Source organism: Shewanella sp. W3-18-1 (genome assembly GCF_000015185.1).
Lineage (GTDB): Bacteria > Pseudomonadota > Gammaproteobacteria > Enterobacterales > Shewanellaceae > Shewanella > Shewanella putrefaciens.
The window spans coordinates 2,398,935-2,411,811 of record NC_008750.1; the positions used below are offsets into that span (position 1 = coordinate 2,398,935).

The window sequence follows — 12,877 nt, forward strand, 5'->3', positions numbered from 1 at the left end:
AATTAGGCTTCCTCAGCTTCGGCGACGAGCTTGTCTTTTACATGCTTGTCTATCACCTGATAAATCTCGGCGCCCGAAGCGGCAAATTGTGCCGATTTTAGTGCCATGGCCGCTTCCAACTCCTGCGGCGTCTTGATAGTGACTTGCATGGCTTGGGCAGCCGCTTCAACTTGCTCTGCCTTCGTTTGTGCCGCCTCTAAACCTGCGGCATAGGCGCGCACATCTTGGGTGATTTTCATCGAACAAAATTTAGGGCCGCACATAGAACAAAAATGCGCGACTTTGGCCGATTCCTGTGGTAAGGACTCATCGTGGTAAGCCCGAGCGGTGTCAGGATCGAGCCCTAGGTTATATTGATCTTCCCAGCGGAATTCGAACCGCGCCTTTGCCAGCGCATTATCACGAATTTGCGCACTCGGATGACCTTTGGCCACATCGGCGGCATGGGCGGCAATCTTGTAAGCAATCAAACCTTGCTTAACATCTTGTTTATTCGGTAATCCTAAGTGTTCTTTTGGTGTTACATAACACAACATGGCGCAGCCGTACCAAGCGATCATGGCCGCGCCTATGCCGGAGGTGAAATGATCATACCCAGGTGCGATATCGGTGATTTGCGGGCCAAGGGTGTAAAACGGCGCTTCATCGCAATGAACTAACTGCTTGTCCATGTTCTCTTTAATGAGCTGCATCGGGATATGTCCCGGCCCTTCGATAATGGTTTGCACGTCGTATTCCCATGCGATTTTGACTAGCTCACCTAAGGTTTCAAGCTCTGCAAACTGGGCGGCATCATTAGCGTCGGCAATCGAGCCTGGACGCATACCATCACCTAAAGACAGGGATACATCGTAGGCAACGCAAAGCTCACAGATCTCACGAAAATGGCTGTAGAGGAAGTTTTCCTTATGATGGCTCAAGCACCATTTGGCCATGATTGAACCGCCGCGGGAAACGATCCCAGTAACGCGTTTAGCCGTCATCTGCACATAACGCAGCAGTACACCAGCATGAATCGTAAAGTAATCAACACCTTGCTCCGCTTGTTCAATCAAGGTATCGCGAAACACTTCCCAGGTTAAATCCTCTGCTACGCCGTTCACTTTCTCCAGTGCTTGATAAATCGGCACTGTGCCGATGGGCACGGGCGAGTTGCGGATGATCCACTCGCGGGTTTCGTGAATATAACGACCCGTGGATAAATCCATGACAGTATCTGCACCCCAACGGGTTGACCAGACGAGCTTTTCCACTTCTTCCTCGATGGAAGACGTCACCGCCGAGTTACCGATATTGGCGTTCACTTTCACCAGAAAATTACGCCCGATAATCATAGGTTCGGCTTCGGGATGGTTAATATTCAGCGGGATAATCGCGCGGCCACGGGCAACTTCGGCGCGGACAAATTCGGCGGTAATCGGCTCACCAACTAAGGCACCAAAGGCTTCGCCCTTGGCTTTACGATTGAGGATTTCATCCTGTACTTCGGCGAGTGCCATATTCTCGCGGATCGCCACATATTCCATTTCGGGCGTGATAATCCCTTGACGGGCATAGTGTAATTGACTGACGCGTTTACCCTGCAGCGCTCTGCGTGGGCGGACAATCGCACTCGAACCCGCCTCAAAACGCAGATGATCTAAACCATCATCGGCGAGTCTTTGTTGGGTAAAGTCTGAGGTGGCACAGGGTAATTGCTCTGTATCCTTGCGGGCTAGGATCCAGTTTTGTCTTAATTTAACAAGGCCGAGACGCACATTGATATCGGCCTCAGGATCGGAATAAGGTCCGGCGCAATCGTACACGTGGATTGGCGGATTTTTTTCCATGATAGGCGCATCAGCTGTACCGCCCACCAGCGTATCAGTCTGCATAATTTGTCGCATACCAACGCGAATATCGGCACTTGAACCTTCAAGATAAATCTTTTGTGAATTAGGATGTTGCAGTGGCGCTAACGTATCAATAAAGGCTTGGGCCTGCGCGCGGGTTTCGCGGCGACTCGGCGCCTTAGGCACTGTTGATTGACGAGACTCAGCCGATTTATTAAGGATTGTCGATTCTGGCGCTGTGATTTCTATAGCATTGGCAGCTATAGCTAGGTTTTGGTTTGAACTGGACATAAGCAATCTCACGTTAAAAAATGGAGTTGCTTGTCTGGAGAATTGCGTTGTTGATAGCTGGCATGGCAATCAATTTTTGTGACCAACACTGGCTTCAAAAATTGAGTTACCCTGCTCAATAACAATTAAATCTAAACATTAAGACTTAAAGCACTGCTGAGTAAACAGGTGTTAAAGCCGTCTATTTTCGCGATTTAATGTGTGTTATTACGCTTGTTTCCTTCGCAGGTATTAACCTGATCAGGTTCAACGGATCCCGAATAAACGGTCTCAGCCAAGAGGCACTCCGACAAGATGAGTGCGCAGTATAGACAGAAGTGGCAGCAACAAACAAGGAAAAAAACAATTAAAACCCTTAACTATCAATCCAAAATATAGATTCATAACACATTGTTTTTAAATGAGTAAATAAAATGAAGCTAACAAAGTTATAATTGGCGTGAAAATAGATCATAAAATAAAGTCACTATTTATGGGGTTTGAGCATCATTTTATTTAATCGAGATTGAATGGCATCATCAATAGCTTGATTGATTTTTTTGCCACTGCAGTCAAATGGGAAGCCTAAATTTTCGGCGTATGGATTAACTTGAGTGCCGACTTGTACCACGCGATAACAAGTATCCCCTTTACGCACAATACGATTTGGATCTAAGGGTAAATCGTGACTCGTTCTGCCAGCGAAATCATCGGCGTTAGGAACAAATAACACTTCCATCTCTGGGCTCATTTCACTCATATTCGATTTCCGAGTGAATTTATCGGCCTGTTCAATCACGAGGTCATCGAGCGCTTGCTCTCGCTGACGCTCAAAATAATGCTGGGTGAATAAACTCATGCTTGAGCTTGTCGCTATTGTGCTTTCACCTTCTTTTGCAGGCGAACTCTTAGCACCAAGTTGCGGCTTTAATTCTGTGGTATCCAACGTATGCGTTGGTTTTTTTGCTATCGCTTCAGCGGGTTGTTCTTCACTTGGGACTATTGATTGAGTTTTGTTTGGTTGAGGCTCAACTGGAGTTTGCGGGGCGGGAATAGCTATAGACGCAACAAAATTTGCTGATTCAATCTTATCCTCGGCCTTTATCTCAGTTTCGGACTCTGAGGTTTCGGCTTTCTCTACCGCGGGAGCATAAATAAAGTAAGCCTTGATCGCTGCCACTTTAGGGCCACGGCTTTCTATTTCCTTCAATCCAAAGGGATTTAACTGCGGGCGCCACAAAATATAGATCAGTAAAAATAAACCTGCATGCACTAGAAGCACAAAAAATAACAGACTTACCCCTTTATTATACGGCTGGCTTACACCGCGATCGCAAACTAACGAATCCTTATTAGCGGTAAAAGCAGGCGCTAAAGCATCATCTAGATCACCAAGATCATGTTTATGTTGAAACACAATAGAAGTCTTATCTTCTGGCAACAATATTGTCGGCGCAAGCAAAGCACCATCTGCATCCTCCTCACCCGTAGCACGGAGATCAGGTGATACAAATAAAGACAGAGCATGGGGTTGACGTTGAAAAGGCAAAATCCATCCTTAGGTTTTGTGTATACAATTGATTTCGATAGTACTTAACGTGGAACGATTGCACTTTGTCGGTGAATATTGAAAGTGAATTATCCAATAATTATATTTATTTGTGAGTGCTTGACGCAGATTAGAGGAGACAAATAGAGCAAAGTTCAACATAAATACACAAGCTCCAAGCGTAGCACTTACCCCAATACTCGATAAGATACTTGCCAGTTGAGACAATAAGACAGGAAAACGGGATAACAATTGGGCTAGAAGAGAAGCAATAAAAGCAAGCTGCATATTTAGCTTACAAGTGTACGCTTAAATATGGTGATTTATTTTGCTAACTGGTAAACTCTATTACCATCGTTTGAAAGTGCGTATCCACCATGCCAAGCCAAAGTATTATCGAGCAACAAAACTCAACAAAAACCAATACTAAATTTATGCCATATAGTACTAATGAAGAGATAGCTAACAGTGTATCCCATGGCCTAGGTGTGATCGCAGGGATAGTGGCATTGGTGCTAATGCTGCTAAAAAGCCAAGACCATCTTACGATAATTCAACTTACGGGCGTTTTCGTTTACGGTGCAAGTATCATAGTGCTTTTTCTATGTTCAACCTTGTACCACAGTGTTAGCCATTCAGGCTGGAAACATAAACTTAAGATCGCTGATCACTGTGCAATTTACTGCCTGATTGCAGGAACTTACACACCTTTGATGCTGATAAGCCTACAGGGAACACAATCGATAGTGATTTTAACGGCGATTTGGTCGCTAGCAATTGGCGGGATTTTGTTCAAAACATTATTTATTCATAAGTTTAAAAAACTCAGTTTAGCGCTATATCTGACAATGGGGTGGCTATGCGTGACTATCATAGGTGACTTAACCACAGCCATGTCAACACTTGGGTTTAACTTATTGATTTTAGGCGGACTATTTTACACCCTAGGCGTCATTTTCTATGTGGGGAAACGCATTCCATTCAACCATGCAATTTGGCATCTGTTTGTATTGGGAGGTGCTATGAGCCATTTTTTTTGCATTTACTTAACGGTTATTTAAATACGGATATTCAAGCTGATAAATTGGAATCAAAGCATCCTGCCAAGTGCTCAATTAAGGTTATTGAGCGCGGTAAATAGCGACATTAATTGTGTGGCTTGATTTTCATAGCCCACTTGTTGCCAAAGGGCAATAATACACTCCGCAGTGCAAAGCCCGCCCTCTAGCTGATTGCGCCTTAATACAAAAGTGGAACCACTTTCCTTATACGGTAATGCAATTCTTGCTGCCGATTTCAGATACGAACTTTGGCGTAGCATCTTTCGAGCCTCCTGCCACGTACCATCGAGGATCACAATTTGTTTTGGTCGTGTTAATGCTGGCTTAATTAGCATATCTTGCTTGAGATTTTTCTCTGATGCCGCTGGAAATAAAAGCTTAGCCTCTTGAGAGGCTAACGCAGCGACTAAGGCTGGATCTGGTGCAGTTCTTGACCAAGGTATGCGGATAACACTTTCGGGAAAGGCCGTTATAGCGAGCCGTCCAGTATTATTTGCTCGTACTAATTCACGCTCATGGGTAAGTAAAATAATTTGCACTGTCACCTACCCTCTAAGCAAAAAGTTAACCAATACGTTTTTACAAATCATATTGATTTATTTAGTTTAAAAGCTCTTCCACTATCCGTTTTAGTAAATACGTTTCGCGCTCTATCGATTGACCTTTATGAGGTGAATGACGCCGCACATCTTCATTATGAGCAATAGCCTGATGGATATTAATCCACTCAGGTCGCATACCATTTTTGATCTCATGGGCTTCTAAGGTAGGAGTCCCTAATCCTCGTACGCCTAAGTCGATATCAATTTCACATTGATAGCAATAGGATTCCATATGCACAACATTTGCATTTTCACGATACCATGGACGAAACTCTTCATAGCAGCCGAAGGGAGCTAATACTTTAATCGCAATAGCGCCCGTTTCTTCGCGCAATTCACGGATAAGTCCAGCTTCGACACTCTCTCCCTCATCAATGCCACCACCAGGAAGGCTATAGTCATGGTATTTTTGAGTATAGAGCAGGAGAATATCATCACCAGATAGCACTATGGCTCGTGCTGCTCGGCGGTGAAAAACTCTCGCAGTGAGTAAATTTACCGCAGGATCTTGGGTGGATTTAAGGAGACGCATGTATGGCCCTGTCAGCGAAAAAGAGCAGCAGCTTAAACCAAAAATAACGAAAAGCGGATCAAAAAATTCTCGGTTACACCTGTAAGTCCTAAGCAAAACACCCTATTACTTGGGTTAGTCTTAGCACTGTTGCTCATTCATATGTTTAAACTCATTTTTAATCTGTTGATATTGTGTAGGCCAATTATCATACCAGTCCATAAAATCACTTGCCGTCATCGGAACTGCAATTCCATAGCCTTGACACATCTGGCATCCCAGTGTCGCAAGTACTCTGCCGTGCTCAATGGTTTCAACCCCTTCAGCGATAACGGCTAAATTAAACACACTTGCAAGGCGAATTACACCTTCGACTATCCTTAAATCATCTTGGTCAACTAACATATCACGCACAAAACTTTGATCGATTTTAAGGGCTGAGACGGGTAATTGGCGTAGGTAAGTTAAAGAAGAATAACCTGTACCAAAATCATCAAGGGAAAAATGCACGCCAAGACTGGCACATTCTTTCAAAATGCCAATCGCTAGCGTCATATCTTTAATTGCAGCACTTTCTAGAATCTCTAGCTCAAGGGAGGATGTATTCACATCAGCAAAATTAGCTAATGTTTGTTTTAGGAAATCATAAAAGTGATCCGCCAGTAACTGTCTGGCGCTCACATTCACACTGATATTGATATTTTTTCCACTACGATACCAACGCTGGATTTGTGCTATAGCGTTGTTGATCACCCATTCACCCAGCGGGATTTCAAGTTCACTCCCTTCAATATCAGGCAAAAATACACTGGGTGATAATAGACCACGTTGTGGGTGTAACCAACGGATCAAGGCTTCGGCTCCGATCACTTCTCCTGTGGCAAGATTCACTTTGGGTTGATAAAAAAGCACAAACTCACGCTTCGCAAAGGCTGATTTGAGCTCTTCTAACCATTTTCGTTGAGCAAGCAACTTACGATCGACGTCAGGGTCAAACATTTGAAAGCAGTTCTTCCCAGCCGCTTTCGCCATATACATAGCATGGTCGGCATGGCGTAACAGAATATCAGGATCAACATTATCTTCTGGATATAAACTCACCCCAATGCTGGCGCTTAGGCGCAAATTTTTATCCCCAATCAAGACAGTTTGATCTATTGCACATAACATTCTCTCAAGCACTTGGGTACATTCCGCCTCTGAACAAATATCAAATAGTGCCACAAATTCATCACCACCAACTCGCGCTAATGTATCTTGCTCACGCATGATCTTAGAAAGGTTGTCCACTATTGCGACCAAAAGTTGATCGCCAACATCATGACCATAATGATCATTAACGGCTTTAAAGCCATCCAGATCGAGAAAACAGACTGCGCATAGCCTGCCATCACGGTTTACTCTCGATATCGCTTGTTTAAATCGATCAAGTAATAATCTTCGGTTAGGTAATCCCGTTAAGGCATCATAATTTGCAACCTTATCTAATTCAGCTTCGTGATTTTTAAGTTGGGTAATATCCGCTTGGGTTCCTGAAATCATCAAAGCGCGACCTTTACTATCAACCTCTACTATGCCGCCTTTGCAAAGTACCCAACAAAGTTCACCGGATTTCTTTTTACATCTCACTTCAAGTTCAATACTCGGAGTGAGGTGCCGTAAATGTTGTAACACCACTTTTTTCACTTCACGTTGATCTTCGCGGCAAACAAATTGCGCCCAGTTTGTCGCTTTAAGCTGCATCTCACCGGTTTGATACCCTAAAATGGCTTCAAATCGCGGACTGATTTGAACTTCGCCCGTCGTTACATTCCAATCCCAGTAACCTTGATCCGAACCTTGAATGACTCGTTGTAACTGTGCAGTTTGCGCTGCTATTTGCTGTTGAAGCAGGCGAGCTTGGGTAATATCCTGCACTGTACCTTGTAACTTAATGATGCGTCCTTGTTCATCCCGCGTTGCTTGTCCCCGAGTCTTAATCCAACAGGGTGATGTATAAGCACGATAAAACTCAGCTTCACATTCATAGGGTTCACCAGTGTCTAAACATTGGGTTACGGCATGATTAAGCTTTTGCCAACTTTCAGGGGGAAACAGTGACTGTGCCTGTTCAATATCCAGTGCTTTTTTTGGTGATAATCCATAGATTTCAAAAACCTGCTCAGACCAAGTATGGGTATCGGTCACAAGATCCCACTCCCAGCTACCAATACCTGACAATTGCTGGGCTTGCCTTAGCCCTGCCTCACTCTTACGGATCAATTCAGCACTTTGCTCCTGTACGGTAATATCCCTTGCAATCCCAAAGAGACCACGAACTTCACCTTTAGAATCAACAACAGGGCCTTTTGTGACTTGAAATACAGCTAAACCACTCTTTAGCTGTAAGTGTTCCTTATGTGTGGTGACTTTCTTTTCTTTCAGTACAGCCTCATCTTTTTGATGGATTAATGCCGCTGATATGGGTTCAAATAATGCATCATCATTTTGACCAATCATTTCCTGCATTGATTTACCCACAAACGCTGCGGCACCTTGATTGGCAACCACATAGCGCCCTTGTAAATCCTTCACAAAAATGGCATCTGTTGTTTGTGAAACCATGGATTCAAGGAGCTGATGATTTAAGTCGGATTTTCGTAATGAGGCTCTTAGATAACCACTTAAACCACTAATAAGAATGCCGTTCACACTTAAACTAACAAACGGTAGCCAACTGAGCATCATATCAAGCGGTGACTTTTCCACATTCGAAACCAAAAAGTACACACACAGAGTCGAAATTAATGTAGCTAATAAACCTGGGGCAAATCCTCCCATAATCGCACTTAGGGATATAGGTAATGTAAAAAGCAATAATAGCAACCGTGCTTGTAATTCAAGGGTTAAATAATGGGCAAACCATAGCGTTAACAATGGGAAAAGTACGGCAATTCCATAACGGAACCAAGGACTTTGACCGAGAAAGACAGAACGAGAGAAAGTGATTTCAATGGCGCGATGTGAGGGCGCAATATGGCGATCTGGCACGGCATTCAAGACAAACAAAAAAACCAATGCGGATGTCAGTACAAAAAACACGCCTTTGGCAAGGGAAAAACGGAAAACAGTCTGTTGATCCGTAATAAAAAGTAATAATTGATCTGAAAAGTATATCCAACCTAAAGCAAGGAGAGCATAGCTTGCAACTGCAACTACAATAAATTGGAGCCGTGAAAAATTATACATTAGTTCGATATCACTCCTATTGATCAATATTAGCTAGTATCTCGACGTTCTAGATCTTCAATTCAATCTTCAATAACTGCCACGAATCGCAATCCAATTAATAGATATCAAGTAGATACAAATCAATCTACCCATGGGTTGATATTCACAATGCCATTAATCAATATTTAATCCACAAGACTAAACTTAGCAGTTTCTACTCTAAAAGCCATTAATAACAATGAATAGAGATGCAAGCAGGCTGATATTTAAACTTAAAAAGCGTTAGAAATTTGTGCAAGCTGAGACTGATAGGCGTGAATAATATAAGGAACTTGCAAATCACTTGGCATTCGCTGGTAATGGGCTATCACTTGGGATAAATAACGCTTAGCTAAATCAAGATCCTTTTTATCTAAATCCTCCCACATTAATGAACCCGTCAATGTAACTGGATGACCATGACAAGGACGTTCGAGGGTCACATGAAGCACTTCATAAAAGCGTCGATTCTCTTCTAGTAGGGTCTCAGCCTGAATAAAGAAACCCAACTTGGCTAGGGAGTGCCTAACATAATAATTATGATGCACGGGACACAAAATAAACTCTATCTGTCTTGAACCATGACGAGAGATGAGTGCTTGAACGAGTTCAATTAATAACTTACCACCCACTCCCGCAATAATAATCAAATGTGTGTTTGTGATGTCTGTTTGCTCAATGGGTAAATCAGCAGCATTTAGACAATGCACTTGCCACTGACTAATACCCAGTGTGTTTTGAGCAACACTGTGCCCAGTACTAAAGGCTTGCTTAGGGAAAAAACGTTGTAAATCTTGGGTTAACTGCAACATTAAAGGGGCTACACAGTCGACAAAATGTACCTGGTTGGCCGTATTTCTTTTAAGTAACATCATGCCAAGTAAACCATGATCACAACAACAATCCCAAATATGATCACAATGCCCTTGCACCATATGATTAATGTGTTGTAAACGCTGGCTAATTTTCACACTTATGCCCTATTACTGTGATACAAAAATAGCCGTATTTTACCTGATCCAAGCATAAACAACCTAACGGATAAAAAGGCGTCACACTATAAGACCCAACACCGTCGAGCATAAAACAAAAGTATCACATCATCATTAGGTTGCATTCCCCTGAATGTATGCCTCAGTTATAGTTAATTTCTATCTAGCTCAATAGGCTAAGCATTATTCGGATATTGAATACCCTAGCTATACTCAATTAAGGAGAAATAGCTACCTAAGTCGCTAAGAACTATTAGCAATAGAAAATAGCAATAGAAAATAGGAGTGAACATACATGAGTAAAGTGTTTATCGTTGCACAACAGGGAAATGCACATACTGATACCATTTCAGAAGGAATGAAACTGGCTAATGTTCTCAACAAACAAGCAGAAGTTTTTGCCTACTGTTATGAATATTTCTCTGGAGCTGAATATTATAATCCCCGCTTAGCAGCTGTGGCCCAGCAAGCATTGATGAAACGTCGAGAAGAAGAAGTACGTGAGCAGTTAAAACATATTGATGCGAGTGAAATACCACTGCATTTAGTGTGGAGTAAATCCCTCTATGAGCACGCCTGCCACCACTCAGCAAGACATGGTTTTGATATGATTATCAAAGGTATCGACAACAAAGAGCACTATCTACCGATTGACTGGCATTTAATCCGTCACACTCAAGTGCCCCTTATGCTGCTCTGTGATAATCCCTTGAATAAAGCGAACACAATTTTGATGGCAGTTGATCTCGATGCCTCAAATCCGCAAAAAAAATCACTGAATGACTTGGTTGTCGAACAGGCCAAAATGCTTGCCAATGCTACAGGGGCTGAGCTGCACTTAGCCCATGTTATTCGTGTGCCCCCCATACTACGTGACATGGATGTGATCAATATCCACGAAGTGATAGAGTCTGCCCATCAAAAACATGCAGATAAACTCAAGGTATTAGGGTTAGCACCGGAAAATATCCACCTGATTGCGGGCGATCCTGAGTTATGCTTATTTGAACTTTCCTGCCGTCTAAAAAGCCGTTATCTCGTGATAGGCGCTCGACAACGACAAGGATTATTAGGTTATGTTTTAGGGAATACGGCAGAAGCTATCCTCAGCCGTATGCGCAGCAATGTCCTTGTGGTGCCAAAAAATTCAATTTCAGAATCATAATGTTAAGCAGTTGTCAGCTTACTTTATAAACACAGGCTGTCAGCCAAAATGAGTATGCAGTCTTAGCTGAGGTGATATTACTGGCAAATATTGACCCGTTTAACTCAATGGAAATAAGTCATTCGCTAACAGCCCTTACTCATCGGGGCTCTTAGCAAATTGTTCTTAACACCGATGATAAGCACTCCAGTCAACTGTTAGTGCAATCATCTATCGGTTAGATTAATCTAAATAACCTTACCTAATGGTGGTTGCCTTGCAGTACAGGACCGATTTATTAGAAATACATCGTTTTACGCGTTTCGAGAGCTCGCTAGCGCACTTAGGTTTTAGGCATTTTCAGCCCTTAGCGTCACTTCGCCCATGGGTACACCGTTACTTTCATCTGCAGGTGGCAACAAATTTACCGCAGAGTATCGAACAAACTTTCTATCCTGACGGCGGTACCAGCCTACAGTTCTATTTCCCAGCACCAAGCCTTAATACAAACTCCGATGAACCTAAAGTAGTTTTTCACTGTGGTCAGAGTCTACATTCCCACGCATTTGTCCCCGGAATAGAACAAATGATCGTCCGTTTTCATCCCGGCGGTGCTTTTCATTTACTCGGAATTGCAGTGCAAGAGATTCAGCAAACAAGTTCACATACTGTAATCGAAGCCACTCAATTGCACCTACCAGGATTAAATCAGTTATTATCACAACTCGCAGACACCAATCAGCCAATGCAACGTATCGCCCAACTCGAACAGTGGTTATTACAGTTAATCAAGCCACAACTTGATAGGGGAACATGGTCTACCGCAGGGATTGTGCAAATGAGTTTACCAAGGCTTATCCAACCTCAAACCCGTTTAGAGAATTTTTATGGACAACTTGCCCTAAGCCGCCGCCAATTTGAACGCAGATTTAAACAAGAAACGGGACTCTCTCCGGCACAACTACAGCAGTTAAACAGAGTCAAAATCGCCCGCGATCTACTTAGTCAATCACCCGAACTTAATCTAGCGCAGGTGGCATTTGATTGTGGGTTTTACGATCAAGCTCATCTACATCAACACTTTGTCAGGGTGACACAGCAAACACCAGGGCAATACAAAAAACGCAAAATGTCGCAAATCTCCAATCTAACGCAACGCTAACTACTTATATTGAAGCCTCAGTTTATAGGAGGTTTTTATGTCAGAACGTATACCACACCAACAAATTTATCAGCTACAACCCGCACTATCCCAAGCACTAAATAGTTTAGATAAAGCCGCCGCTGACTCGCAGTTTCCACCATTATTGGTGCATTTAGTGAAACTGAGGGCATCACAATTAAATGGCTGCGCTTTTTGCCAGCGCATGCACGCACAGGAAGCCAGAAGTGATGGTGAAGATCAACTGCGTTTAGATCTGCTTGCCGCTTGGCATGAAATCGATGGAATATTTGATAAACGGGAACGTGCGGCTTTAGTGTGGACAGAAATACTCACCCAAGTTGCGTCGGCCCCTATGGCTGATAGTCAATATGCTCAGCTTGCCGAACATTATTCAGAGAAAGAAATAGTGGATCTCACCAGCTTAATTATTGCCATTAATGGCTGGAACCGCGTTGCTATTGCCTTCCATTTACAGCCCATCTAATTGCAATATAAAAGACGA

At 43.0% G+C, this 12,877-nt stretch carries 10 protein-coding genes and 1 riboswitch; of the genes, 4 read left to right on the top strand and 6 right to left on the bottom strand.

Annotated features, from left to right (window positions below; all coding sequences use genetic code 11):
• Positions 1–2: 2 nt before the first annotated feature.
• Both thiC and SPUTW3181_RS10825 read right to left on the bottom strand, forming a co-directional pair.
• Entirely contained in the window at positions 3–2,123 is a 2,121-nt protein-coding gene (gene thiC / locus SPUTW3181_RS10820; RefSeq protein WP_011789385.1) for a phosphomethylpyrimidine synthase ThiC, read from the bottom strand.
• 200 nt (positions 2,124–2,323) lie between these two features.
• Positions 2,324–2,422: riboswitch (TPP riboswitch) on the bottom strand.
• A gap of 167 nt (positions 2,423–2,589) precedes the next feature.
• Positions 2,590–3,651: a hypothetical protein gene (locus SPUTW3181_RS10825; RefSeq protein ID WP_011789386.1), complete on the bottom strand. Its 1,062-nt coding sequence runs from the start codon at positions 3,649–3,651 to the stop codon at positions 2,590–2,592.
• A gap of 377 nt (positions 3,652–4,028) precedes the next feature.
• On the opposite strand from SPUTW3181_RS10825, the gene trhA reads away from it, so the two are divergent.
• Positions 4,029–4,712, top strand: coding sequence for a PAQR family membrane homeostasis protein TrhA (gene trhA, locus SPUTW3181_RS10830; protein WP_011789387.1), 684 nt, complete (start codon positions 4,029–4,031; stop codon positions 4,710–4,712).
• 50 nt (positions 4,713–4,762) lie between these two features.
• Here trhA and SPUTW3181_RS10835 read toward each other — a convergent pair whose 3' ends face one another.
• From SPUTW3181_RS10835 to SPUTW3181_RS10850, 4 genes are all read right to left on the bottom strand, one after another.
• Positions 4,763–5,251, bottom strand: coding sequence for a DTW domain-containing protein (locus tag SPUTW3181_RS10835; protein ID WP_041408384.1), 489 nt, complete (start codon positions 5,249–5,251; stop codon positions 4,763–4,765).
• A gap of 61 nt (positions 5,252–5,312) precedes the next feature.
• Positions 5,313–5,846, bottom strand: coding sequence for an NUDIX hydrolase (locus SPUTW3181_RS10840; protein ID WP_011789389.1), 534 nt, complete (start codon positions 5,844–5,846; stop codon positions 5,313–5,315).
• A 120-nt stretch (positions 5,847–5,966) separates the two neighbouring features.
• Positions 5,967–9,053, bottom strand: coding sequence for an EAL domain-containing protein (locus SPUTW3181_RS10845; RefSeq protein WP_011789390.1), 3,087 nt, complete (start codon positions 9,051–9,053; stop codon positions 5,967–5,969).
• A 254-nt stretch (positions 9,054–9,307) separates the two neighbouring features.
• On the bottom strand, positions 9,308–10,045 hold the full coding sequence (locus tag SPUTW3181_RS10850) for a tRNA (adenine(22)-N(1))-methyltransferase (protein ID WP_011789391.1): 738 nt from the start codon (positions 10,043–10,045) through the stop codon (positions 9,308–9,310).
• 316 nt (positions 10,046–10,361) lie between these two features.
• On the opposite strand from SPUTW3181_RS10850, the gene SPUTW3181_RS10855 reads away from it, so the two are divergent.
• From SPUTW3181_RS10855 to SPUTW3181_RS10865, 3 genes are all read left to right on the top strand, one after another.
• Positions 10,362–11,231, top strand: a complete 870-nt coding sequence (locus SPUTW3181_RS10855) for a universal stress protein (protein ID WP_011789392.1) — start codon at positions 10,362–10,364, stop codon at positions 11,229–11,231.
• Positions 11,232–11,475: 244 nt separating this feature from the next.
• Positions 11,476–12,372, top strand: coding sequence for a helix-turn-helix domain-containing protein (locus SPUTW3181_RS10860; RefSeq protein WP_011789393.1), 897 nt, complete (start codon positions 11,476–11,478; stop codon positions 12,370–12,372).
• Between the two features lie 37 nt (positions 12,373–12,409).
• Positions 12,410–12,859, top strand: coding sequence for a carboxymuconolactone decarboxylase family protein (locus SPUTW3181_RS10865; protein WP_011789394.1), 450 nt, complete (start codon positions 12,410–12,412; stop codon positions 12,857–12,859).
• The last annotated feature ends 18 nt before the right edge of the window (positions 12,860–12,877 follow it).

Excerpts from the sequence above, each read along its gene's own strand:
- thiC (WP_011789385.1), bottom strand. The coding sequence starts at position 2,123 with ATGTCCAGTTCAAACCAAAACCTAGCTATAGCTGCCAATGCTATAGAA.
- trhA (WP_011789387.1), top strand. The coding sequence starts at position 4,029 with ATGCCAAGCCAAAGTATTATCGAGCAACAAAACTCAACAAAAACCAAT.
- SPUTW3181_RS10840 (WP_011789389.1), bottom strand. The coding sequence starts at position 5,846 with ATGCGTCTCCTTAAATCCACCCAAGATCCTGCGGTAAATTTACTCACT.
- SPUTW3181_RS10845 (WP_011789390.1), bottom strand. The coding sequence starts at position 9,053 with ATGTATAATTTTTCACGGCTCCAATTTATTGTAGTTGCAGTTGCAAGC.
- SPUTW3181_RS10855 (WP_011789392.1), top strand. The coding sequence starts at position 10,362 with ATGAGTAAAGTGTTTATCGTTGCACAACAGGGAAATGCACATACTGAT.
- SPUTW3181_RS10860 (WP_011789393.1), top strand. The coding sequence starts at position 11,476 with ATGGTGGTTGCCTTGCAGTACAGGACCGATTTATTAGAAATACATCGT.
- SPUTW3181_RS10865 (WP_011789394.1), top strand. The coding sequence starts at position 12,410 with ATGTCAGAACGTATACCACACCAACAAATTTATCAGCTACAACCCGCA.